Here is a 22,550-nt window from a genome sequence, read left to right on the forward strand (position 1 = left end):
AGTGCATGACGCAAGTCACGGTGAAAGAACTGGCCCAAGAGGTCGAGGCACCGGTAGAGCGCCTGCTGCAGCAGATGCGTGAGGCAGGTCTGCCGCACACCGACGCCGGTCAGGTAGTGACCGACAATGAGAAGCAGACCCTGCTGACTCATTTGAAGAGCAGCCACAAGAGCAAGGCGGAAGAGCCGCGCAAGATCACCTTGCAGCGCAAGACCACCAGCACTCTGCGTGTCGCCGGTAGCAAGAGCATCAGCGTAGAAGTACGCAAGAAGAAAGTATTCGTGCAGCGCAGCCCGGAAGAGATCCAGGCTGAGCAGAAACGCGAGCAGGAAGAGCGCCGCGCCGCCGAAAATGCAGCACGCGAGAAGGTTGACGCCGAAGTTCGCCAGCGCAACGAGGAGCAGGCACGCCGTCAGGCTGCCGAGGCCCCGGCCGCCGCGCCAGCGCCCAAGGCCGAGCCTGCCCCGGCTGCTGCCCCGGTAGTGGCCAACGCGCCGGTGTCCGAAGACGCCGCCGCCCGTGCCGCCGAGCGCAAGAAGGACGAGACCCGTCGCAACGAAAGCCGTACCCGTGATGACGATCGTCGCGGTGGTGGCCCGGCTGCGGCCGGTCGTGGCGAAGCGCCGCGCATGTCGGTCAAGGTCAAGGTCAAGGAGAAAGAAAAGGCTCCGACTCCGCGCGCCGCACCACGCACCACCGACGAAGAGAGCGATGGTTTCCGTCGCGGCCGCGGCGGCAAGGGCAAGGGCAAGAAGCGCAATGCGCATGGCTTCCAGAGCCCGACCGGTCCGGTCATTCGTGACGTGACCATCGGCGAGACCATCACCGTCTCGGAACTGGCGCAACAGATGTCGGTCAAGGCCGCTGAAGTCGTCAAGTTCATGTTCAAGCTGGGTACCCCGGTCACCATCAACCAGGTGCTCGACCAGGAAACCGCTCAGTTGGTCGCCGAAGAGCTGGGCCACAAGGTCACCCTGGTCAGCGACACTGCCCTGGAAGACTCCCTGGCCGAATCGCTGAAGTTCGAAGGTGAGACCACCTCGCGTGCTCCGGTCGTGACCGTCATGGGTCACGTCGACCACGGCAAGACCTCGCTGCTCGACTACATCCGTCGTGCCAAGGTCGCCGCTGGCGAAGCCGGTGGTATTACCCAGCACATCGGTGCCTACCACGTCGAAACCGACCGTGGCATGGTCACCTTCCTCGACACCCCGGGCCACGCTGCGTTTACCCAGATGCGTGCACGTGGTGCCAAGGCGACCGACATCGTCATCCTGGTGGTGGCGGCGGACGACGGTGTGATGCCACAGACCCGCGAAGCCGTTCAGCACGCGAAAGCTGCTGGCGTTCCGCTGGTAGTTGCGGTGAACAAGATCGACAAGCCGGGTGCCGACCTCGATCGCATCCGTAACGAGCTGTCGGTCGAAGGCGTGACCTCCGAGGACTGGGGTGGCGACACGCCATTCGTCAAGGTTTCGGCGAAGATGGGTACCGGCGTCGACGAACTGCTCGAAGCTGTCCTACTGCAGGCCGAGATCCTCGAACTCAAGGCCACCCCGACCGCTCCTGGTCGAGGTGTCGTGGTCGAATCGCGTCTGGACAAGGGCCGTGGCCCGGTGGCCACCATCCTGGTTCAGGACGGTACCCTGCGTCAGGGCGACATGGTCCTGGTCGGCTCCAACTATGGCCGCGTACGTGCCATGCTCGACGAGAACGGCAAGCCTGTGAAGGAAGCCGGCCCGTCGATCCCGGTCGAGATCCTCGGCCTGGACGGTACGCCGGACGCTGGCGAAGAGATGTCGGTGGTTGCCGACGAGAAGAAAGCGCGTGAAGTTGCGCTGTTCCGTCAAGGCAAGTTCCGCGAGGTCAAGCTGGCCCGTGCTCACGCCGGCAAGCTGGAAAACATCTTCGAGACCATGGGTCAGGAAGAGAAGAAGACCCTCAACATCGTCCTCAAGACCGATGTGCGTGGTTCCCTCGAAGCGCTGCAGGGTTCGCTCGGCAGCCTGGGCAACGACGAAGTTCAGGTACGCGTCATCGGTGGCGGCGTCGGTGGTATCACCGAGAGCGACGCCAACCTGGCACTGGCCTCGAACGCGGTGCTGTTCGGCTTCAACGTGCGTGCCGATGCCGGTGCGCGCAAGATCGTCGAGCAGGAAGGTCTGGATATGCGTTACTACAACGTGATCTACGACATCATCGAAGACGTCAAGAAGGCCCTGACCGGCATGCTCGGCAGCGATGTTCGCGAGAACATCCTGGGTGTGGCCGAAGTCCGCGACGTGTTCCGCTCGCCGAAGTTCGGCGCCATCGCTGGCTGTATGGTCATCGAGGGTACCGTGTACCGCAACCGTCCGATCCGCGTACTGCGCGATGACGTGGTGATCTTCGAAGGCGAGCTGGAATCGCTGCGTCGCTTCAAGGACGACGCCTCCGAAGTGCGTAACGGCATGGAGTGTGGTATTGGCGTCAAGAGCTACAACGACGTCAAGGTCGGCGACAAGATCGAAGTCTTCGAGAAAGTCCAGGTGGCTCGTACCCTGTAAGGGCCGAGCCGGGTGCAGGCCCCGTCGCAAGGCGGCTGGCGGCCCCTCTGAAGGTAGCGCCCGGTCAGGCTTCAGCCTGACCGGGCGTTTGCCGCTTTACGTTACAGGTAGCAAGAATGGCAAAAGAATACAGCCGTACCCAACGTATCGGCGATCAGATGCAGCGTGAGCTGGCAGAACTGATCCGCCGTGAAGTCAAAGACCCGCGTGTCGGCCTGGTGACCATCACCGCCGTGGACGTCAGCCGCGACCTGGGCCATGCCAAGGTTTTCATCACCGTCATGGGCGAGGAAACTCCCGACGCCGTGAAGCAGTCGCTCAAGGCGCTGAACAGTGCCGCCAGCTTCCTGCGCCTGCACTTGGGCCGCTCGATGCAACTGCGCAGCGTGCCGCAGTTGCACTTCCATTTCGATGAAAGCGTCAGCCGTGGTGTCCATCTGTCGGCGCTGATCGAGCGTGCGGTGGCCGAAGACCGCCTGCACAAGGATGCCGACGAGCTGGACGCCAAGGAGTAAGCGGTGGCCCAGGTCAAACGTATCCGCCGCAATGTCAGCGGCATCATCCTGCTCGACAAGCCGTTGGGGTTCACCTCCAACGCCGCGCTGCAGAAGGTTCGCTGGTTGCTCAACGCGGAAAAGGCTGGCCACACCGGCAGCCTCGATCCGCTGGCCAGTGGCGTGCTGCCGCTGTGCTTCGGTGAAGCCACCAAGTTCTCGCAGTACCTGCTCGATTCCGACAAGGGCTACGAGACGGTGATGCAGATGGGCCACACCACCACCACCGGGGATGCAGAAGGCGAAGTCCTGAAGACCCGTGAGGTGACCGTTGGTCGCGCCGACATCGAAGCGGTGATCCCGCGTTTTCGCGGGCAAATCCAGCAGATACCGCCGATGTACTCGGCCCTCAAGCGCGACGGCCAGCCGCTGTATAAACTGGCGCGTGCAGGGGAAGTAGTGGAGCGCGAGGCGCGTTCTGTTACTATTGGCCGGCTTGAGCTGCTCGAGTGCGAAGGTACCCGTGCGCGCCTGTCGGTTGGCTGCAGCAAAGGCACCTATATCCGTACGCTGGTCGAGGATATGGGCGAGGCGTTGGGCTGTGGTGCCTACGTCGCCGAGCTGCGCCGTACCCAGGCGGGCCCCTTCGAACTGGCGCAGACCGTCACGCTCGAAGAGCTGGAGCAGGCCCATGCCGAAGGTGGCAACGAAGCACTCGATCGCTTCCTGATGCCGTCCGATAGCGGGCTGCAGGACTGGCCGCTGGTGCTGTTGTCCGAGCACAGTTCGTTTTACTGGCTGCATGGCCAGGCGGTACGCGCCCCGGATGCCCCACAGTTCGGCATGGTCCGGGTGCAGGATCACAATGGTCGCTTCATCGGTATCGGTGAAGTGAGCGAAGACGGGCGCATTGCGCCGCGTCGGCTGATTCGGTCGGAATGACCGAACCCACAGGGCGAGGTCAACGCTTTGCCCTGCGGACTCGAGGATGGCTGTCAGTAGGCACGGTCATTACTCTTTTTATTAATACAGGGATCCAGTCCCTGGCCTATTGGACCCCGCTTGCGGGTTCCGTTTATCAGGAGAAGCCAAATGGCCCTCAGCGTCGAAGAAAAAGCCCAAATCGTTGCAGACTATCAGCAAGCCCAAGGCGACACCGGTAGCCCGGAAGTTCAGGTTGCCCTGCTGACCTTCAACATCAACAAGCTGCAAGGCCACTTCAAGGCCAACGAAAAAGACCACCACTCCCGTCGTGGCCTGATTCGCATGGTTAACCAGCGTCGTAAGCTGCTGGACTACCTGAAGGGCAAAGACACCACTCGTTACAGCGCCCTGATCGGTCGTCTGGGCCTGCGTCGCTAATAGCGGCCTGGTCAGTGGTGTGCATGGCGTGTCGCAAGCTTCGGCTATGCTGCTTCGCAGCATTGTCGTCGGGCACGCCACGCGTATCTCCGAGGTTGGCAGCCTGGCAATGCTGAGCGGATTGTTCCGCTTGGCGCCAGGCTCCCAGCCTCGTGTTGTATCTGGACGGTCAATGGGGCCGATTCCCCGTTCTGCCCAAGAATTCGCAAGAACCAGTTCCCCCAAGAGCCACTGAAAAGGTAGGAAACCGTGAACCCGGTAATCAAGAAATTCCAGTTCGGTCAATCGACCGTTACTCTCGAAACGGGCCGCATTGCCCGTCAGGCAACCGGCGCCGTGCTGGTTACCGTCGACAACGACGTCACTGTTCTGGTGACCGTGGTCGGTGCCAAGCAAGCCGACCCGGGCAAGGGCTTCTTCCCGCTGTCCGTGCACTACCAGGAAAAAACCTACGCCGCCGGCAAGATCCCAGGTGGTTTCTTCAAGCGTGAAGGCCGTCCTTCCGAGAAAGAGACCCTGACCTCGCGCCTGATCGACCGTCCGATCCGCCCGCTGTTCCCAGAAGGCTTCATGAACGAAGTGCAGGTCGTCTGCACCGTGGTTTCCACCAGCAAGAAGACCGACCCGGACATCGCCGCGATGATCGGTACCTCGGCTGCCCTGGCGATCTCCGGCATTCCGTTCGAAGGCCCGATCGGCGCTGCCCGCGTTGCCTTCCACGAAAGCACCGGCTACCTGCTGAACCCGACCTACGAGCAACTGCAGGCTTCGAGCCTGGACATGGTCGTGGCCGGTACCGAATCGGCTGTACTGATGGTTGAATCGGAAGCCCAGGAGCTGACCGAAGACCAGATGCTGGGCGCCGTACTGTTCGCCCACGACGAATTCCAGGCCGTGATCAAGGCGGTCAAAGAGCTGGCTGCCGAAGCCGCCAAGCCGACCTGGGACTGGAAACCTGCCGTTGCCAACACCGAACTGTTCAACGCCATCCGCGCTGAATTCGGCGAAGCCGTTTCCCAGGGCTACACCATCACCGTCAAGGCCGACCGCTATGCGCGCCTGGGCGAGCTGCGTGACCAGGCCATCGCCAAGTTCTCCGGCGAAGAAGGCCAGCCGTCGGCTGCTGAAGTCAAAGAGATCTTCGGCGAAATCGAATACCGCACCGTTCGCGAAAACATCGTCAACGGCAAGCCGCGCATCGACGGTCGCGACACCAAGACCGTGCGCCCGCTGAACATCGAAGTCGGCGTTCTGCCGAAGACTCACGGTTCGGCCCTGTTCACCCGTGGCGAAACCCAGGCCCTGGTCGTCGCGACCCTGGGTACTGCCCGTGACGCCCAGTTGCTGGACACCCTCGAAGGCGAGAAGAAAGACCCCTTCATGCTGCACTACAACTTCCCGCCGTTCTCGGTTGGCGAGTGTGGCCGCATGGGTGGTGCCGGTCGTCGTGAAATCGGTCACGGCCGTCTGGCCCGCCGTTCGGTCCAGGCCATGCTGCCGGCCGCCGACGTGTTCCCGTACACCATCCGCGTGGTTTCGGAAATCACCGAGTCCAACGGTTCCAGCTCCATGGCTTCGGTCTGCGGCGCTTCGCTGGCCCTGATGGACGCCGGTGTGCCGATGAAGGCGCCGGTTGCCGGTATCGCCATGGGCCTGGTCAAGGAAGGTGACAAGTTCGCCGTCCTGACCGACATCCTCGGTGACGAAGACCACCTGGGCGACATGGACTTCAAGGTAGCCGGTACCGCCAAGGGTGTCACCGCGCTGCAGATGGACATCAAGATCAACGGCATCACCGAAGAGATCATGGAAATCGCCCTGGGCCAGGCCCTGGAAGCGCGCCTGAACATCCTCGGCCAGATGAACCAGATCATCGGCGAGTCGCGTACCGAGCTGTCGGCCAACGCCCCGACCATGATCGCGATGAAGATCGACACCGACAAGATCCGTGACGTCATCGGCAAGGGCGGCGCCACCATCCGCGCCATCTGCGAAGAGACCAAGGCTTCGATCGACATCGAAGACGACGGCTCGATCAAGATCTTCGGCGAGACCAAGGAAGCCGCGGACGCTGCCAAGCAGCGCATCCTGGGCATCACCGCCGAGGCCGAGATCGGCAAGATCTACGTCGGCAAGGTAGAGCGCATCGTCGACTTCGGCGCCTTCGTCAACATCCTGCCGGGCAAGGACGGCCTGGTGCACATCTCCATGCTGAGCGATGCTCGCGTCGAGAAGGTCACCGACGTGCTGAAGGAAGGCCAGGAAGTCGAAGTACTGGTACTGGACGTGGACAACCGCGGCCGTATCAAGCTGTCGATCAAGGACGTTGCCGCTGCCAAGGCATCGGGCGTCTAAGCCTTCCGAGGCTGAAAGGAAGGACCCTTCGGGGTCCTTTTTTTATGCCTGAGGCTTTGTCTTGTGGACTTGCATCTTGCATGCAGGATTTTGCCCTGGCTTGCAAAATGCACGACCATCGATGTTGTGTTTATTGGTTAGGTTATTGATTTATAAGATAAAAATTAAAATAAAAAAACTGGCACACGCCCTGCAACGTTACTCCTACCTGACGCCAGGAACCACGGCGCAGACCTTTCGAAAAACAGGAGTGACCCACATGAAGAAGTTCGCCATTGCTGCCGCTACTGCCACCGCTCTGACCCTGACCATGGCTAACGCGGCGTTCGCTGCCCAGTCCACCCAGGCCCCGATGACGCTGGCGGCCGGTGAGGTGACCAAAGCCAAGGAAGCTACTTCCGACACCTGGATCACCACCAAGGTGAAGGCTGACCTGATGACCGAGAAAGGCGTGCCAGGCAGTGACATCAAGGTCGAAACCAACAAAGGCGTAGTGTCCCTGTCCTCGGATGTGGCCATTACCGATGCGCAGAAGGACATGGCGGTTGCCATCGCCAAGAAGATCAAGGGCGTGCAGGCCGTCTCAGCTGATGGCCTGAAGTCTGAATAAGGAATGTCCCGTCGGCCAAAAGGATTTGGCCACCCCTTCAAGCAAAAGCCCCGGCAATCGCCGGGGCTTTTGCTTGGGGCCACATGCAGCCATTTCTTTGTAGGAGCGGCCTTGCGCCGCGAAAGGGCCGCGTAGCGGCCCCATCAGTTTCTGCCTCGCAGCAGAGATTCTGGGGATGCGTTGCACCCCTTTTGCGGCGCAAGGCCGCTCCTGCACAGGGCGCTATAGCGCTGGATTACGTGCGATCACATCGCTCTCGAAGCACACCTGTTCCACGATCAACGGTTCCACCAGAGGGCGGCTATCCCGGAAATGCGCGGTCTGGGTATGGGCCTCATAAGCAGCGTCATCCTGGTAGATCTCGTACAGGTAGATCACATCCGGACTCTCCCTATCCTGCGCTACATCGAACACCAGGCAGCCCGGCTCGGTGGCCACCGAAGCGGCGGCATTGGCCTTGATCGCCGCCAGGAAGGCTTCGGCGGTACCGGGTTTCACGTGCGTCTTGATAAACAGGCAGTACACAGGAAGCTCCTTTTGTTTTAAATTCAGATTCGAATTGTATACAAAATAGGAGCCGCGCTCATGTCCGATCTACCTGCCCGCCCAGGTCGCCTGAATGGCCTGCGTCATATTGCCTTGCTGGTCCCCAACTTGGAGGAATGCGAGCGTTTCTACGTGGATGTGCTGGGCATGGAGGTGCTGAACCGTGCCAACGAAGACCTGGTCTACCTGACTTGCGGCAACGACAACCTGTCACTTGGGCGCGGCGCTGGTGCGGCCAACGGGCTGCAGACCCTGGATCACTATGGTTTCATCGTCGACAGCGTGGAGGAGCTTGAAGCCTGGTACCAGTACTTCAAGGCCCACGGCGTGACGCTGCTCGATCGCCCCTTCAATCATGGCGATGGTGCCCGTAGCTTCCATTTGCTGGACCCTGCGGGGAACAAGGTGCAGCCGCTGTATCACCCGGCGGTGTCGGGGCAACGGCTGGTCTGATGGGATTGATCGCCTGTGCTGCCCTCATCGCCGGCAAGCCGGTGATGAGGGCGACTCGGTGGCGGAGGGTTACTCGGCATCCAGGTGCATCGGCGTCACCACACGCCCATCGCTCTCTGCCTGGCCAAGATTGGTGTCGATGAAGTACACCCGGTCATCTTCCAGCTGGCCCTTGTCCACCAGGTAGTCCTTGATGCTGCTGGCGCGCTCCTGGCCGAGGGTGCGCAGCAGCGCGGCGCTTTCCGCCCAGGACTTGATCACCGCCTCGCGCAGCTTGGCGCTGCGTTCGTCACGGCCCAGCTTTTCCCACTCGGCCGGAGGTTGCTGCTTGAGGCGGGTGCGGTAAATACCTTCGAGCATCGCCGGCTTGTCGCTGTCATCGACCACCAGCAACGAGGCGTTGGCCGGTACCTTGTCGCCGCGGCGCTGGAGGATCTTGTACCAGGTGGCCTGGTACTCGCGCTCCAGGCGCTGCTGGGCAATCAGCGGACCGTCACTGCTCTGGGCGGCGGTGCCCTCGATCTCCAGGCGCAGCTCGGGGCGCTCCTTGAGGGCCGAGGCGAGCTTGTCCAGGGACGTTTGCACTTCAGGGGTCAGGTCGCTGGAGCCCGCCGCGAAAGAGACATTGCCCAAGTCCTCCGAGCCGCCGCCGGCGACCAGCCCGCCGAGCAGCTTGAACGGTGCCTGGGCCGCGCGCAGCACCAGGTTGCGCAGGGTCTGCCAGACGATCGGCATCACGCTGAACTGCGGGTTGTTGAGGTCGCCCGATACCGGCAGCTCGATGGATATCTTGCCTTCGGTGTCCTTGAGCAGGGCGACCGCCAGGCGAATCGGCAGGTCCACGGCGTCCGGGCTGTCGACCTTCTCGCCCAGTTGCAACTGCTCGATCACTACCTTGTTTTCGGCCTTCAGCTGGCCATTGGTGATCAGGTAGTGCAGGTCGAGGTTCAGCCGGCCCTTGCGGATGCGCAAGCCGGCGAACTTGCCGGAGTAGGGGGTGAGGGTGGTCAGCTCGACACGCTTGAAGCTGGTGGCGATGTCCAGGCTGGCCAGCGGGTTGAACGGGTTGAGCGCGCCCTTGATGGTCACCGGCGCGTAGCGGTCCACCTTGCCCTTGATATCCACCTTGGCCGGCAGTGGCTTGCGGTTGTCGATGGTGCCGATCTGGCCATTGAGCTGCTGCACGGCGGTAGCGAAATTGGGCGTCAGGGTCAGGTCGGCGAAGTTGGCCGAACCGTCGTTGATACTGATCTGGCCGATATGGATGCCCAGTTCCTTGCCATTGCCGGACGCTGCCGGTTTGCTTGGCGCCGCGGCCGGTTTGTCGGCGGTTTGCGGGATCAGCAGGTCGTCGACGTTGGTGGTGCGGTCTTCGTTGATGATAAAGCGCGCATAGGGCTGCAGCAGGGTGACCTTGTCGATCGACAGGGCATCGCCGTGCACATAGGACAGGCCATCGACGTTGACCTGCTGCCATTTGACGAAGTCGCGGTTCTTGATGGTGTCCAGGGTGTGCAGCTGGTTGGCTTGGGCCTTGCCGGTGATGCTGAAGGCCAGTGGCTCGGTGCTCTTGAGGTCGACCTTGAGGTCGCTGGAGAGCATGCCGCTGCGCAGTTCCAGGCGGATGAACGGGCTGATGTAGGCCTGGGCGACCCGCAGGTCGATATCGCGGGTGGTGACGTCGAGTTTCGCCGTGACCGGCGCCAGGTTGACCTGGCCTGCGGCCTGCAGCTTGCCCTGCTTGCCCACGCCGGTGTCGAGCTTGAGGGTGAAGGGCGACTGGTTGAGGCTGTCGAAGTTCTGCAGGTCGAGGTTGAGTGGGCCGACATCCAGGGCCACGGGCTCTTTCTGGCTACGGTCAGCCAGGTGAATGAGGTAGTTGCGCGCCTGCACGTCCTTGAGCAGCACCTGCCAGGGTTTGCTGGGTTCCTTGGCGGCCTGTTGTTCCGGAGTCGGCTCGGCGGCTGCGGGTTCTGCCTTTTCCTTGGGCGTGGCCTTGGCCGGCTGGCTGGCGAACAGCTTCTGCCAGTCGAGCTGGCCGTCCTTCTCCAGGGCTGCCCAGGTCTCCAGCTTCTCGCTGCGGATCTTGCCGACGGTGACCTGCTGTTTGGCCAGGTCGATGGAGGTCTCGCTGACCTCCAGACTGGCTAGGCGTGCCAGCGGGCGACCGTCCGGGGCCTTGATGGCGAAGGGCGCGACCCGAACCGAGGTGTTGTCGAGCAGCAGCTCGGTTTCCTTGGCGAGGTTGAGCTTGTAGTGGGTGTCGAGGCTGACCATGCCGTCTTCCAGCACCAGCGGCACGGCATCGCGCACATAAGGCCAGAACAGCTTCATCTTGCCGTCGGTGACCCTGAGGGTGCCTTCGGAGGCGATCGGGGCCAGGCTAAGGGTGCCGCTCCAGTCGATGCGTCCGCCCGCCGGGCCGTTGGCTACCAGGGTCATGTCGGCGTTGTCGTCGGGCAGGGTGCTGAGGTTCTTCAGCTCCAGGTTCATCGAGTCGTAAAGGAACTCGATCGGCTCGCTCGGGCGCAGGTCCTGGAAATGCAGGTAACCTTCGCTGAGCTTGATGCTGGCGATGCGCAGCGGGAACGGGTCGCTGGGCGGATCTTCCGGTTTGGGCTCGCTGGGCGGGATCTTGAACAGTTGGGCCAGGTTGAGGCTGCCGTCCTTGGCGAACAGCAGCTCGGTGCGCGGCTTGTCCAACTCCACGGCATCCAGGCGCAGGGCCTTGGTCCACAGGCTGTCGAGGGACAGGTTGGCGTACAGGCGCTCGAAGCCGACCTGCTCCTTGCCGGGCTCGCCGATCTGCAGGCCCCAGAGCGTCAGTTCAAGGCTGAACGGGTTGAGCTCGATGCGCTGCAGGTGCGCCGGCACCGTGGCGTATTGCGCCAGTTGCTGGTTGGCGATGCGCAGGGCGACACCGGGGAGAATGAAAAAGCCGAGCAGGCCGTACAGGGCCACGAGGGCCAGCAGTGCGCCGATAGCGCGGGTCAATCCTTTGGGCATGTGTCGCATCGTCTGTATCAGGCTGGAGTGCTTGGAGTATGGCACGTTAAATCGGTTCCGATGAACGGAGCAAAATACCTCATTCGATGCCCATGCGCCGCCGTGCGCGGTGCGCCGAACCGTCGCGCATGGCCCAGCGCAGCACCGGGGCGGTGTTGTTCAGGCCCAGGCGGATCATGCGCCGCTCGACCGCGCCCTGGTGCAGGCCGAGCATTTCGCTGGCCCATTCGGGCAGCAGGTCGATGCCGGCCTTGAGCATCAGCTTGCCCACCGGCTCGGCCATCCGGCTGGGCGCCGGCGCCTTGAGCAGGATGTCCACCACCTCCAGGCTGCGCGCGTCGCACTGCAGGTGCGGGCGCATGCGGCGCAGGTACTCGTCGACCTCGGCGCAGGAGCGTGGCACGTCACGTGCGCCGAGGCGCTCGGCGATCAGTGCGATCTCGTCGTAGTAGGCGTCCTGCTCGGCGCGTGGCAGGCGTGGATTGCGGTAACGCAGGTGGGCGGCGAGGAAGCTGCTGACTTCGGCCACATGCACCCAGGTCAGCAGGTCGGGGTCGCTCGCCGCATAGGGACGGCCATCGGGCGCGGTGCCGGTCACCTTGAGGTGGATGGTGCGGACCTTGTCGATCAGCCACTCGGCGTCGCGGGTCGAGCCGAAGGTGGTGCCGGAGATGAACTGGCTGGTGCGGCGCAGACGCCCTAGCAGGTCCTGGCGGAAGTTGGAGTGGTCCCACACCCCGGCCAGTGCCAGTGGGTGCAGCAGTTGCAGCATCAGCGCGCTGATCCCGCCCACCAGCATGCTGGGGAAATCGCCATGCACCTGCCAACTGATGCTCTGCGGGCCGAACAGGCCGGGATCGCCCTTGGGCGATTCCAGGTCGAGCTGGCCGAGGGCCAGCCCGGTAAGGCTCATGACCTGGGTTTCGATGCGACGACGTAGGACTTCCATGGCGACCTGTGCTGGCCGCCATGGCGGCCGTCTATGAGTTGAGGTGTTTATCGTTCAGCCGGTCATCAGCCGGGCCTGAGGTGGCGAGCGTCTCGAGCGCGCCATCCTGGACATGATAAACCGTGGGCTCCTCGGAAAAATACGGCGCCAGGCGGGCCATGAAGACCTGGTGGTCCTCACTGGCCTCGAAGCCAGGCGTGTGATCCTCGAGGGATTGCCACTGCACGATCAGGTTGAACTGATGGGGTTTTTCAATTCCTTGCGCGAGCAGGTGGCTGATGTGCCCTTTGGCCCGGCTTAGCAGAGGGGCGACTTCGGCGAAGGCGTGCCTGAAGCTGTCGATGCGCATCTGCTGGATGGGAAGTATGGCGATTTCGTAGATCATGGCGGTCCTCATGATTGAGTTGGGCTATGGGGCGTCAAGCGTTGCTGGGTTCGGCTGCAGGCACGACCGCAATGGCGATCTTCCCTTGCAGGCCATTGTTGGGGCTTTGCAGCCGGGCATGGGCGAGCGCAACGTCGGCCAGGGGATAGACGGCGCCCACATGTGGCCGCAGTTGTCCGTGCTCGACCAGCGCGCTCAGCTCATCGAGCTTGCCGCGCTGCTGCCGGGTGAAGACGAAGTGATAGCTCGCGTTCTTGCCCCAGGCCTGGATGAGGTTCTGCGGTTGCGCGATGTCCACGATGGACACCACGCGCCCCAGCTGCGCCAAGGCGTCCGGGCTGCGAGACAGGGCATCGCCGCCGATGGTGTCGAACACCACATCGACGCCATGGCCTCCTGTTTCCCTCAGGATGACGTCGACATAGTCCTGGCGCTCGTGGTCGATGACCACATCGGCGCCCATGCGCCGCGCGAATTCGGCGTTCGCTTCGCGCACCGTGGTGAAGACCCTGGCGCCCATGGCCTTGGCCAGCTGGATCGCCACATGGCCGACGCCGCCGGCACCGCCATGCACCAGGATGCTCTCGCCCACCCTGAGCGCCGCGCGGACCACCAGCGCCTCCCAGGCCGTGCCGCCGACCAGGCTCAGGCTTGCCGCCTCTAGATGGCTCAGCGACGGCGGCTTCAGGCCGACGATGTCTTCGGCGGCGACGTGGTACTCGGCATAGCTGCCAGCGCCCTCGAAGATCTGTGGGGTGTACCACACCTCGTCACCGGGGCTGAACGCCGTCACCCCAGGCCCGACGGCTTCGACGACGCCGGAGACGTCGTGCCCGGTAATGGCCGGCAGCGGCACCAGGTCGGCATAGTCGCCACGGCGAACCTGGTAATCCAGCGGGTTGACGGAGGTGGCATGCACCCGGACCAGCACCTGCCCGGCCTGCGGCACCGGTTTGACGATGTCGCGACAGACGAACGCATCCGGGCCGCCGAAGGCATCCAGTATCAACGCTTTCATGGTGTTTCCTCACTTCGGTAAAAAGGGATATCGAGAAATATCGATTTATTAAGTCAGATCAAGCTGCCTTTCTGGTTTTGGGCGCCTGGCAGGCACCTTGATGGTTGCTCCTTGATTTCGTTAAAACGAGATATCGAGAAATATCGATATAATGAGGTAAAAGCAAACCCTACAGTTCGCTCCCGATCAGCTCGGCGAGCGCGCTGATAGCCGCTTCGTTGCGCTTGTAGTAGGTCCACTGGCCAATGCGGCGGACCTCGACCAGGCCTGCACGCTGCAGGGTGGCCAGGTAGTCGGACACCGTTGACTGCGACAGCCCCACGCCTTCCTGGATACTGCTCACACAGACACCCACGGTATGAACGTCACCTTCGTCCTGTGGAGGAAAGTGATTCACCGGGTCTTTCAGGCCTTTGAGGATCTCGAGGCGTGTGCGGTTCGAGAGTGCCTTGAATACGTCGAGCAGTTCCATGACGCGATAATATCGGCATTTACCGATATGTCAATTCGCCGCAGGACGGCCGGCTGCGGCCGCCCTGCGAAGCTGCCTACTGATTCAGGCGTTTGTCGATGAGGCCCTGGACCACGCTCGGGTCGGCGAGGGTGGAGGTGTCGCCCAGGTTGTCCAGTTCGTTGCAGGCGATCTTGCGCAGGATGCGCCGCATGATCTTGCCCGAGCGGGTCTTGGGCAGGGCAGGGGCCCACTGGATCAGTTCGGGCTTGGCGAAGCTGCCGATCTCCTTGCTGACCAGGGCCAGCAGTTCGGCCTTGAGCGCATCGTCCGGCACCACGCCGTTCATGGGGGTGACGAAGGCGTACACCCCCTGGCCCTTGAGGTCGTGGGGATAACCGACCACGGCGGCCTCGGCGACGCTGTCGTGCAGCACCAGGGCGCTCTCCACCTCGGCGGTGCCGATACGGTGGCCGGAGACATTGATCACATCGTCGATGCGCCCGGTGATCCAGTAGTCGCCATCGGCATCGCGGCGGGCGCCGTCGCCGGTGAAGTAGTAACCGGGCATCGGTTTGAAATAGGTGTCGACCATGCGCTGGTGGTCGCCGTAGACGCTGCGGATCTGTCCGGGCCAGCTGGCCTTGATCGCCAGCAGCCCGGCGCCGGGGCCTTCGATCAGCTTGCCTTTGTCGTCCAGCAGCACCGGTTGCACGCCGAACATCGGCTGGGTGGCGCAGCCCGGCTTGAGCCGTGGTGTGCCGGGGAGGGGGGTGAGCATGATGCCGCCGGTCTCGGTCTGCCACCAGGTGTCGACGATGGGGCAGCGTTTCTGTCCGACCTCTTCGAAATACCATTCCCAGGCTTCCGGGTTGATAGGCTCGCCGACGCTGCCGAGCAGGCGCAGGCTATCGCGCCGGGTAGTCTTCAGCGGTCCGGCGCCTTCGCGCATCAGTGCCCGCAACGCGGTGGGCGCTGTGTAGAAGATATTCACCTGGTGTTTGTCGACTACCTGCCAGAAGCGCGAAGTGTCGGGGTAGTTGGGCACGCCTTCGAACATCAGCGAGATCGCGCCGTTGGCCAGCGGGCCATAGACGATATAGCTGTGGCCGGTGACCCAGCCGACGTCGGCGGTGCACCAGAACACCTCGCCGTCACGGTAGTCGAACACGGTCTTGAAGGTCATGGTCGCCTGCAGCAGGTAGCCAGCGGTGGTATGCAGCACACCCTTGGGTTTACCGGTGCTGCCCGAGGTGTAGAGGATGAACAGCGGATCCTCGGCGTTCATCGGTTCGACCGGGCAATCGTCAGCGGCCATTTCCGTCACCTCGTGGTACCACAGGTCGCGACCTTCGCTCCAGGCCACATCAGCGCCGGTGCGCTTGATCACGAACACGCTGCTTACCGCCGGGCAACTGGCGAGGGCCTTGTCGACGTTCTGCTTGAGCGGGATGCGCTTGCCGCCACGCACGCCTTCGTCGGCGGTGATCACCGTGCGGCAGTCGGCGTCGAGGATGCGGTCGCGCAGGGCATCGGGGGAGAATCCGCCGAACACCACCGAGTGGATGGCGCCGATGCGCGTGCAGGCGAGCATGGCGTAGGCAGCCTCGGGGATCATCGGCATGTAGATGCACACGCGGTCGCCTTTTTTCACGCCACGGGCTTTCAAGGCGTTGGCCAGGCGGCAGACCTGGCGATGCAGCTCGCGGTAGCTGATGGCCTTGCTGTCGTCGGGATTGTCACCCTCCCAGAGTAGGGCGGTCTGTTCGCCGCGCGTGGCCAGGTGGCGATCGATGCAGTTATGGCTGACGTTCAACTGGGCACCGTCGAACCAGCGGGCACTGCCGGTCTTCAGGTCGCACAGCTGCACGCTCGACCAGGGCTTGATCCAGTCCAGGCGCCTGGCCTGTTCGGCCCAGAAGGTGTCGGGGTCATCCACCGACTGGCGGTAGAGGCGGCGGTACTCGTCGTCGTTGAGGGTGGCGGACTGGCTCACGGCCAGGGCCTGGGGATAGTCGCGGATATCGAACATGGCGGGTGGTCCTGCTCTTGTTAGGGGCGAGGGACTGCAACGGCTATTCGATGGACAGTGTAGAAGGTGGGGGTGTTCCCTGGGTGAAACGCCGTCCGTGTAGGAGCGGCCTTGTGTCGCGAAAGGGCCGCGCAGCGGCCCCAGCAATCGAGGCAGTATCGCTGAAATCCTGGGGCCGCTGCGCGGCCCTTTCGCGACACAAGGCCGCTCCTACAGAGAGCGGCGGTGTGGCCTATGGCATCAGCCGCGGTGACGGCCGCGGAAGTAGTTGATCAGGCCCTGGGTCGAGCCATCTTCGGCGTTGTCTTCCTGGGCGCCGACCAGGCGCTGGTAGACACCCTTGCCCAGTTCCTTACCCAGCTCCACGCCCCACTGGTCGAAGGCGTTGATGCCCCAGACCACGCTCTGCACGAACACCTTGTGCTCGTACATCGCCACCAGCGCACCGAGGCGGCGCGGGCTGATGCGCTCGACCACCAGGGTGTTGCTCGGGCGGTTGCCCGGGATCACCTTGTGCGGCGCCAGCTTGGCGATATCGGCCTCGTTCAGGCCCTTGGCGCGCAGTTCGGTCTCGGCCTCTTCGCGGGTCTTGCCGAGCATCAGCGCCTGGCTCTGCGACAGGCAGTTGGCGTACAGCCACTGATGGTGGTCCGCCACCGGGTTGAAGCTCACCACCGGGACGATGAAGTCGGCCGGGATCAGCTGGGTGCCCTGGTGCAGCAACTGGTGGTAGGCGTGCTGGCCGTTGCAGCCGACGCCGCCCCAGATGACAGGGCCGGTGTCGGTTTTCACCGGGGTGCCGTCCTGCAGCACGCTCTTGCCGTTGGATTCCATGTCCAGTTGCTGCAGGTGCTTGGTGATGTTGCGCAGGTAGTGGTCGTACGGCAGGATCGCATGGGCCTGGGCACCCCAGAAGTTGCCGTACCACACGCCCAGCAGGGCCAGCAGCACCGGCATGTTCTTCTCGAACGGCGCGGTCTGGAAGTGCTGGTCCATGGTATAGGCGCCGGACAGCAGTTCCTTGAAGTTGGCGGTGCCGATGGCCAGGGCGATCGGCAGGCCGATGGCCGACCACAGCGAGTAGCGCCCGCCGACCCAGTCCCACATCGGGAAGATGTTCTCTTCGCGGATGCCGAAGGCCACGGCCGCGGCCTTGTTGCTTGATACGGCGATGAAGTGGCGGTACAGCTCGGCTTCCGAACCGCCCTGGGCCAGGTACCAGGTGCGTGCGGCCTGGGCGTTCTTGAGGGTTTCCAGGGTGTTGAACGACTTCGACGAGACGATGAACAGGGTGGTCTCGGCACGCAGGTTGGCCGACAGCTCGTGGAACTCGCTGCCGTCGATGTTGGCCAGGTAGTGGCAGCGCACGCCGCGCTGGGCGTAGGGCAACAGCGCCTCGGAGACCAGCTCGGGGCCCAGGAACGAGCCGCCAATGCCAATGTTGACCACGTCGGTGATCGGTTTTTCGCTGTAGCCGCGCCACAGGCCATCGTGGATGCGGCCGACCAGTTCGGTGATCTGGTTCAGTACCTTGTGCACTTCCGGCATCACGTTGACGCCGTTCACGCTGAGCTTGTCGCCGACCGGGCGGCGCAGGGCAGTATGCAGCACCGGGCGGCCTTCGGAGGTGTTGATGATCTCGCCGCTGAACATCGACTTGATGGCCGCTTCCAGGTCGACGTCCCTGGCCAGGTTCACCAGCAGGTCACGGGTCTGCTCGGTGATCAGGTTCTTCGAGTAGTCGAGGAACAGGCCGCAGCTGCTCAAGGAGAACTGCTCGAAGCGCTTGCCGTCGGCGGCGAAGGCTTCGCGCATGCTGAAGCCCTGCATGGCGTCGCGGTGTTGCTGAAGCGCCTGCCAGGCGGGCAGCGCCGTCACATCGTGGGGGGTACGGTAATACGCCATTGCGGGTGGTTTCCTTGGTGCATGGTCAGGCTTGGACAGCGGCATTCGTTGCCGGTTGCAAGCTGGACATTATAGGCATTGGCGCCAAGGCGGGAATGGGGAGAGGCGAACGGCGTGGATTAAAAATTGTCACCGGCCGGATACCTCGCGTGCGTGGGGCGGCGGTTCGCCGCGCCCACGCGGAGGTCTCAGGCGGTCTGCTCTTCCAGATGCAGGTAGATGTTGTCGATCAGCCGGGTGTTGCCCAGGTACGCCGCCGCAATCACCACCAGGTCACGGTCGTCGATCATCGCCGGGTGCAGCGTCAGGGCGTGGCGCACTTCCAGGTAGTCCTTGCGCAGGCCTGCGGCTTCCAGCTGCGCCTGGCCCTCGGCGATCAGCGCCGCAAAGTCGCGCTGGCCACGGTGCAAGGCGTCGGCGATGCCGCTCAGGGTGCGGTAAAGCACCGGGGCGGTGGCACGCTGATCCGGCGTCAGGTAGCCATTGCGCGACGACAGCGCAAGGCCGTCCTCGGCGCGCACGGTCGGCTCGCCGATGATCTGGATCGGCATGTTCAGGTCGCGGACCATGGCGCGGATCACCGCCAACTGCTGGTAGTCCTTCTCGCCGAACACGGCGAGGTCTGGCTGGACCATGTTGAACAGCTTGCTGACCACCGTCGCCACGCCTTCGAAGTGCCCGGGGCGGCTGGCGCCGCACAGGCCTTCGGACAGCTGCGGCACGCTCACCCGAGTCTGCACGGCCATGCCGTCGGGGTACATCTCTTCGACGGTGGGGGCGAACAGCAGGTGGCAGCCGGCCTGAAGCAGTGTTTCCTGGTCGGCGACGAGGGTGCGGGGGTACTTGTCGAGGTCTTCGCCGGCACCGAACTGCAGTGGGTTGACAAAGATGCTGGCGACCACGAAGTCGGCGCGCTGGGCGGCCTTGGTCACCAGGGCGGCGTGGCCGCTGTGCAGGTTGCCCATGGTCGGCACGAAGGCGATGCGCTTGCCTTCGCCACGGGCGCGGGCCACGGCGGCACGCAGTTCACGGACGGTCTTGACGGTATTCATGCGCTGAACCCATGTTCGCTGCCTGGGAAGCTGACGTCCTTGACCGCTCGGACATAGGCGGCCAGGGCACTCTGGATGTCCGGCTGGCCGGCCATGAAGTTCTTCACGAACTTCGGCACCCGGCCGCTGAGCGATAGCCCGAGCATGTCATGCAGGACCAGCACCTGGCCATCGGTGGCGCTGCCGGCGCCGATGCCGATCACCGGAATGCCCACCGCCTGGGTGATCTCCGCCGCCAGTTCGCTGGGCACGCACTCAAGCAGCAGCATGGCCGCGCCGGCCTGCTCCAGGGCGATGGCGTCGGCGCGCATCTGCCGGGCCTGGGCTTCCTGGCGGCCCTGGACCTTGTAGCCGCCCAGCACGTTGACCGTCTGCGGGGTCAGGCCCATGTGCGCGCACACCGGCACGCCGCGCTCGGCCAGCAAGCGGATGGTTTCGCCCAGCCAGGCGGCGCCTTCGATCTTGAGCATGTGGGCGCCGGCGCGCATCAGTTCGGCGGCGTTGGCGAAGGCCTGCTCAGGGGTGGCGTGAGCCATGAACGGCAGGTCGGCGAGGATCAGAGCGCCATCGTTGCCACGTTTGACGCAGGCGGTGTGGTAGGCCATGTCGCGGTTGGTGACCGGCAGGGTGCTGTCATGGCCCTGCAGGACCATCCCCAGGGAGTCGCCCACCAGCAGGACTTCCACACCGGCCTGGCTGGCGGCCTTGGCGAAGGTCGCGTCGTAGCAGGTCAGCATGGTGATTTTTTCGCCCTTGGCCTTCAGGCCATGCAGGGTGGTCAGGGTTACTTCAGGCATGTAGGGGAATCCTCGTTCAGGCGCTGTGAACAACAACTGCGTACAACGCGTGTATTCATCTTCCGGAGCGGCACATCATCGTCTGTGATGTTCGGGCACAGGTCCGTCCGGGCCTAAATGGGTGATTGCGGCAGAGTGGCGCCGCGGGACGCCTATAGTCGTGAGCGAGGTGGGGGAAGTCAACCAGCCGTGTTACCGCATTGTTACGGTGCCGGTGTTACTGGCGTTACCGCCGTCGGAAACGCCCGGGTTACAGGCGTTCCAGGCCGACGAACGGACAGTCTTCGAGCAGCTGCGCCAGGGCGCGACCGTCGGCGAGGCGGAATTCGGCGGGCACCAGCTCGGCGAGCGGGTAGAGCACGAAAGGCCGGGCGTGCATATGGTAGTGCGGCACTTGCAGGCGCGGCACATCGATGACCTGGTCACCGAACAGCAGCATGTCGAGGTCGAGGGTGCGGGGGCCCCAGCGCTCCTGGCGCACACGGCCCTGGTCGTTTTCGATGGCTTGCAGCGCGTCGAGCAGGTCCAGCGGCGCCAAGGCCGTGTCGATGGCCGCCACGGCATTGGTGTAGCGCGGCTGGCCGGGCAGCAGCGAGTCGCTGGTGTAGAGCGCCGAGGCCGCCGCCAGGCGGGTGTCGGCGATCAGGTCCAGCGCCTGCAGGGCGCTGCGCAGCTGCTCGGCGGGTTCATCCAGGTTGCTGCCCAGGCCGATGAACGCACGGGTGTGCATGCTCAGTCCCAGGCCTGCTCGTCGTCGCGCTTGCGTTTGCCGCCGCTGCGCTTGCGCTTGCGTGGGCCGGCAGTGCCGCTGGCGCCATCGTCGCGGCTGCCGAGCTCGCGGATCATGTCGCGGCGCTGGCTGTCGTTGGCATCCTGGTAGTCGGTCCACCATTGGCCCAGGCCGTCGGTTTCCTCGCCGGCGCTTTCACGCAGCAGCAGGAAGTCGTAGCCGGCGCGGAAGCGCGGGTTGTCCAGCAGCATATCGGCACGCTTGCCGCTGCGCCGTGGCAGGCGCTCCTGCATGTCCCAGATTTCGCGGATCGGCAGGGTGAAGCGCTTGGGGATGGCAATGCGTGCGCATTGTTCGGCGATCAGGTCGTGGGCCGCGCCGTTCATGGCCGGGATCGGCGGCACGCCTTGGCTCTGCAGGTACAGCGCGCGGCCCGGCAGGGCTGGCCAGAGCAGGGCGGCAAAGAGGAACGCCGGGGTCACCGGCTTGCCCTGTCTGACGCGCAGGTCGGTGTTGCTCAGGGCCTGGCTGATCAGGGTGTGGGTGTAGGTCGGGCGCTCTTCCAGGGCCTGGCTGCTGGCCGGGAACAGCGGCTCGAACAGTTGCAGGTCGACCAGCATCTCGAAGGTGATCGCGCCCTGGCCGTTGAGGAACAGCTTGAGGCTCTCTTCGAACAGGCGTGCCGGCGGGATGTCACGCAGCATGGGCGCCAGCTCGCGGATCGGCTGAACGGTGTGCTTCTCGATGCCGAAGTCCAGCTTGGCGGCGAAGCGCACGGCGCGCAGCATGCGTACCGGGTCTTCCTGGTAGCGGTGCGTCGGGTCGCCGATCAGGCGCAGCAGGCGGTTACGGATGTCGTGGACACCGTTGGCGTAGTCGAGGATGCGCTCGCTGACCGGGTCGTAGTACAGGGCGTTGATGGTGAAGTCGCGGCGTTGCGCGTCTTCTTCCAGAGTGCCGTACACGTTGTCGCGCAGGATGCGGCCACTGGCGTTGTGCGACGAGCGGTGGCTATCGGACTGGTCTTCATCCGAGTGCGGGGCACGGAAGGTGGCGACCTCGATGATGTCGCGGCCGAAATGCACGTGGACCAGCTTGAAGCGCCGGCCGATGATACGGGCGTTGCGGAACTCCGCGCGGACCTGCTCGGGCGTGGCGCTGGTGGCGACGTCGAAGTCCTTGGGCGTGATGCCCAGCAGCAGGTCGCGCACGCAGCCACCGACCAGGTAGGCCTGGTAACCGGCCGCCTGCAGGCGCTCGACGATGCTCACGGCATGGCGGCTGAACTGGCTGCGCTGCAGCGAGTGCTGGCTCTTGTTGATCACTTCAGGCGTGGTGCGCCTGTGGTGCTGGCCACGAACGGGCGGGCGGAACGACTGGAACAGCTTCTTCAGCATGGGATGCACTGTTTGAAGGAATGATCGGCCAAGGATAGGAGAATGGCCGCATGATGGGCGGGGATTCTAGCATTTACTGGGGGAATGGTGTAGGCGGTATGCCAAGGGCGATGCGAAGGGGAGAAACGACATGGGGAGCCGAAGCTCCCCATCAAGTCGTTGCGTGCTCTTATTGTTCTTCTGTCGGGCTTTTTGTTTTTGTTGAATGCCCTGTCCACAAATCTCGAAGCTTGTGGACGTCCCCCCAAACCGGGGGTGAAGAGCAAACGGATTGCTTTGGTCGCCGAGTTGATGCTGATCTGTCGATCCAATCAGTTCAGGTGCTGCTTTTTAGTGCAGTTTTTGTTGTTCTCTGCCTGATCGTGGGGCAAGCCCCAAACACAACGCCTCTCCAAAAGAATCAGTTAGCTGCGCCTCCGCCGTCTTGTTCTTATTGTGCGTGAGCCGTTTCGTCTTGTTCTT

Annotated in this window: 19 protein-coding genes; 7 read left to right on the forward strand and 12 right to left on the reverse strand. The window is 63.6% G+C overall.

Annotation, left to right across the window (positions count from 1 at the left end; translation table 11 throughout):
• Positions 1-5 precede the first annotated feature (5 nt).
• The 6 genes from infB to DMX06_RS04805 all read left to right on the forward strand — a co-directional run bounded on the left by infB (position 6) and on the right by DMX06_RS04805 (position 7,367).
• Positions 6-2,546, forward strand: coding sequence for a translation initiation factor IF-2 (infB, locus tag DMX06_RS04775; protein WP_110735084.1), 2,541 nt, complete (start codon positions 6-8; stop codon positions 2,544-2,546).
• A gap of 116 nt (positions 2,547-2,662) precedes the next feature.
• Positions 2,663-3,061: a 30S ribosome-binding factor RbfA gene (rbfA, locus tag DMX06_RS04780; protein ID WP_028691251.1), complete on the forward strand. Its 399-nt coding sequence runs from the start codon at positions 2,663-2,665 to the stop codon at positions 3,059-3,061.
• A 3-nt stretch (positions 3,062-3,064) separates the two neighbouring features.
• On the forward strand, positions 3,065-3,982 hold the full coding sequence (gene truB, locus DMX06_RS04785) for a tRNA pseudouridine(55) synthase TruB (RefSeq protein ID WP_110735086.1): 918 nt from the start codon (positions 3,065-3,067) through the stop codon (positions 3,980-3,982).
• 150 nt (positions 3,983-4,132) lie between these two features.
• Positions 4,133-4,402: a 30S ribosomal protein S15 gene (gene rpsO, locus DMX06_RS04790; RefSeq protein ID WP_110735089.1), complete on the forward strand. Its 270-nt coding sequence runs from the start codon at positions 4,133-4,135 to the stop codon at positions 4,400-4,402.
• Positions 4,403-4,651: 249 nt separating this feature from the next.
• On the forward strand, positions 4,652-6,757 hold the full coding sequence (gene pnp, locus DMX06_RS04800) for a polyribonucleotide nucleotidyltransferase (RefSeq protein ID WP_110735091.1): 2,106 nt from the start codon (positions 4,652-4,654) through the stop codon (positions 6,755-6,757).
• A gap of 259 nt (positions 6,758-7,016) precedes the next feature.
• Positions 7,017-7,367: a BON domain-containing protein gene (locus DMX06_RS04805; protein ID WP_050706982.1), complete on the forward strand. Its 351-nt coding sequence runs from the start codon at positions 7,017-7,019 to the stop codon at positions 7,365-7,367.
• A gap of 222 nt (positions 7,368-7,589) precedes the next feature.
• Here DMX06_RS04805 and DMX06_RS04810 read toward each other — a convergent pair whose 3' ends face one another.
• A complete protein-coding gene (locus tag DMX06_RS04810; RefSeq protein WP_110735094.1) occupies positions 7,590-7,892 on the reverse strand; it encodes a putative quinol monooxygenase in 303 nt (100 codons plus the stop codon).
• Between the two features lie 60 nt (positions 7,893-7,952).
• On the opposite strand from DMX06_RS04810, the gene DMX06_RS04815 reads away from it, so the two are divergent.
• Positions 7,953-8,366 (forward strand): VOC family protein, encoded by a 414-nt coding sequence (locus DMX06_RS04815; protein ID WP_110735096.1) that lies wholly within the window; start codon positions 7,953-7,955, stop codon positions 8,364-8,366.
• Between the two features lie 69 nt (positions 8,367-8,435).
• On the opposite strand, the gene DMX06_RS04820 is transcribed toward DMX06_RS04815, so the two are convergent.
• The 11 genes from DMX06_RS04820 to DMX06_RS04875 all read right to left on the reverse strand — a co-directional run bounded on the left by DMX06_RS04820 (position 8,436) and on the right by DMX06_RS04875 (position 22,088).
• On the reverse strand, positions 8,436-11,372 hold the full coding sequence (locus DMX06_RS04820; RefSeq protein WP_110735098.1) for a DUF748 domain-containing protein: 2,937 nt from the start codon (positions 11,370-11,372) through the stop codon (positions 8,436-8,438).
• 79 nt (positions 11,373-11,451) lie between these two features.
• The gene (locus DMX06_RS04825) at positions 11,452-12,321 is read right to left on the reverse strand and encodes an oxygenase MpaB family protein (protein ID WP_110735100.1); all 870 of its coding nucleotides are present in this window, start codon (positions 12,319-12,321) and stop codon (positions 11,452-11,454) included.
• Positions 12,322-12,352: 31 nt separating this feature from the next.
• Positions 12,353-12,706 carry an antibiotic biosynthesis monooxygenase family protein gene (locus tag DMX06_RS04830; RefSeq protein WP_110735102.1) on the reverse strand — a complete coding sequence of 118 codons (354 nt, stop codon included), beginning with the start codon at positions 12,704-12,706 and terminating at the stop codon, positions 12,353-12,355.
• Positions 12,707-12,740: 34 nt separating this feature from the next.
• On the reverse strand, positions 12,741-13,724 hold the full coding sequence (locus DMX06_RS04835; RefSeq protein WP_110735105.1) for a zinc-dependent alcohol dehydrogenase family protein: 984 nt from the start codon (positions 13,722-13,724) through the stop codon (positions 12,741-12,743).
• A gap of 169 nt (positions 13,725-13,893) precedes the next feature.
• A complete protein-coding gene (locus tag DMX06_RS04840; RefSeq protein ID WP_110735107.1) occupies positions 13,894-14,196 on the reverse strand; it encodes an ArsR/SmtB family transcription factor in 303 nt (100 codons plus the stop codon).
• Between the two features lie 76 nt (positions 14,197-14,272).
• Positions 14,273-16,207 (reverse strand): acetate--CoA ligase, encoded by a 1,935-nt coding sequence (acs, locus tag DMX06_RS04845; RefSeq protein WP_110735110.1) that lies wholly within the window; start codon positions 16,205-16,207, stop codon positions 14,273-14,275.
• A 240-nt stretch (positions 16,208-16,447) separates the two neighbouring features.
• Positions 16,448-18,112 carry a glucose-6-phosphate isomerase gene (gene pgi / locus DMX06_RS04855; protein ID WP_110735114.1) on the reverse strand — a complete coding sequence of 555 codons (1,665 nt, stop codon included), beginning with the start codon at positions 18,110-18,112 and terminating at the stop codon, positions 16,448-16,450.
• Positions 18,113-18,300: 188 nt separating this feature from the next.
• On the reverse strand, positions 18,301-19,164 hold the full coding sequence (gene panC / locus DMX06_RS04860) for a pantoate--beta-alanine ligase (protein ID WP_110735116.1): 864 nt from the start codon (positions 19,162-19,164) through the stop codon (positions 18,301-18,303).
• Positions 19,161-19,961: a 3-methyl-2-oxobutanoate hydroxymethyltransferase gene (panB, locus tag DMX06_RS04865; protein ID WP_110735118.1), complete on the reverse strand. Its 801-nt coding sequence runs from the start codon at positions 19,959-19,961 to the stop codon at positions 19,161-19,163. The genes panC and panB overlap by 4 nt, the downstream gene beginning before the upstream one ends.
• A gap of 250 nt (positions 19,962-20,211) precedes the next feature.
• Positions 20,212-20,691 (reverse strand): 2-amino-4-hydroxy-6-hydroxymethyldihydropteridine diphosphokinase, encoded by a 480-nt coding sequence (folK, locus tag DMX06_RS04870; protein WP_110735121.1) that lies wholly within the window; start codon positions 20,689-20,691, stop codon positions 20,212-20,214.
• A gap of 2 nt (positions 20,692-20,693) precedes the next feature.
• Positions 20,694-22,088, reverse strand: coding sequence for a polynucleotide adenylyltransferase PcnB (locus DMX06_RS04875; protein ID WP_110735123.1), 1,395 nt, complete (start codon positions 22,086-22,088; stop codon positions 20,694-20,696).
• Positions 22,089-22,550: the final 462 nt, after the last annotated feature.

It is taken from the genome of Pseudomonas mosselii, assembly GCF_003205295.1.
Classification (GTDB): domain Bacteria; phylum Pseudomonadota; class Gammaproteobacteria; order Pseudomonadales; family Pseudomonadaceae; genus Aquipseudomonas; species Aquipseudomonas mosselii_B.

Coding starts and splice junctions, on each gene's coding strand:
- infB (WP_110735084.1), top strand. CDS start 6: ATGACGCAAGTCACGGTGAAAGAACTGGCCCAAGAGGTCGAGGCACCG.
- rbfA (WP_028691251.1), top strand. CDS start 2,663: ATGGCAAAAGAATACAGCCGTACCCAACGTATCGGCGATCAGATGCAG.
- rpsO (WP_110735089.1), top strand. CDS start 4,133: ATGGCCCTCAGCGTCGAAGAAAAAGCCCAAATCGTTGCAGACTATCAG.
- DMX06_RS04805 (WP_050706982.1), top strand. CDS start 7,017: ATGAAGAAGTTCGCCATTGCTGCCGCTACTGCCACCGCTCTGACCCTG.
- DMX06_RS04815 (WP_110735096.1), top strand. CDS start 7,953: ATGTCCGATCTACCTGCCCGCCCAGGTCGCCTGAATGGCCTGCGTCAT.
- DMX06_RS04820 (WP_110735098.1), bottom strand. CDS start 11,372: ATGCCCAAAGGATTGACCCGCGCTATCGGCGCACTGCTGGCCCTCGTG.
- DMX06_RS04825 (WP_110735100.1), bottom strand. CDS start 12,321: ATGGAAGTCCTACGTCGTCGCATCGAAACCCAGGTCATGAGCCTTACC.
- DMX06_RS04830 (WP_110735102.1), bottom strand. CDS start 12,706: ATGATCTACGAAATCGCCATACTTCCCATCCAGCAGATGCGCATCGAC.
- DMX06_RS04835 (WP_110735105.1), bottom strand. CDS start 13,724: ATGAAAGCGTTGATACTGGATGCCTTCGGCGGCCCGGATGCGTTCGTC.
- DMX06_RS04840 (WP_110735107.1), bottom strand. CDS start 14,196: ATGGAACTGCTCGACGTATTCAAGGCACTCTCGAACCGCACACGCCTC.
- acs (WP_110735110.1), bottom strand. CDS start 16,207: ATGTTCGATATCCGCGACTATCCCCAGGCCCTGGCCGTGAGCCAGTCC.
- pgi (WP_110735114.1), bottom strand. CDS start 18,112: ATGGCGTATTACCGTACCCCCCACGATGTGACGGCGCTGCCCGCCTGG.
- panC (WP_110735116.1), bottom strand. CDS start 19,164: ATGAATACCGTCAAGACCGTCCGTGAACTGCGTGCCGCCGTGGCCCGC.
- panB (WP_110735118.1), bottom strand. CDS start 19,961: ATGCCTGAAGTAACCCTGACCACCCTGCATGGCCTGAAGGCCAAGGGC.
- folK (WP_110735121.1), bottom strand. CDS start 20,691: ATGCACACCCGTGCGTTCATCGGCCTGGGCAGCAACCTGGATGAACCC.
- DMX06_RS04875 (WP_110735123.1), bottom strand. CDS start 22,088: ATGCTGAAGAAGCTGTTCCAGTCGTTCCGCCCGCCCGTTCGTGGCCAG.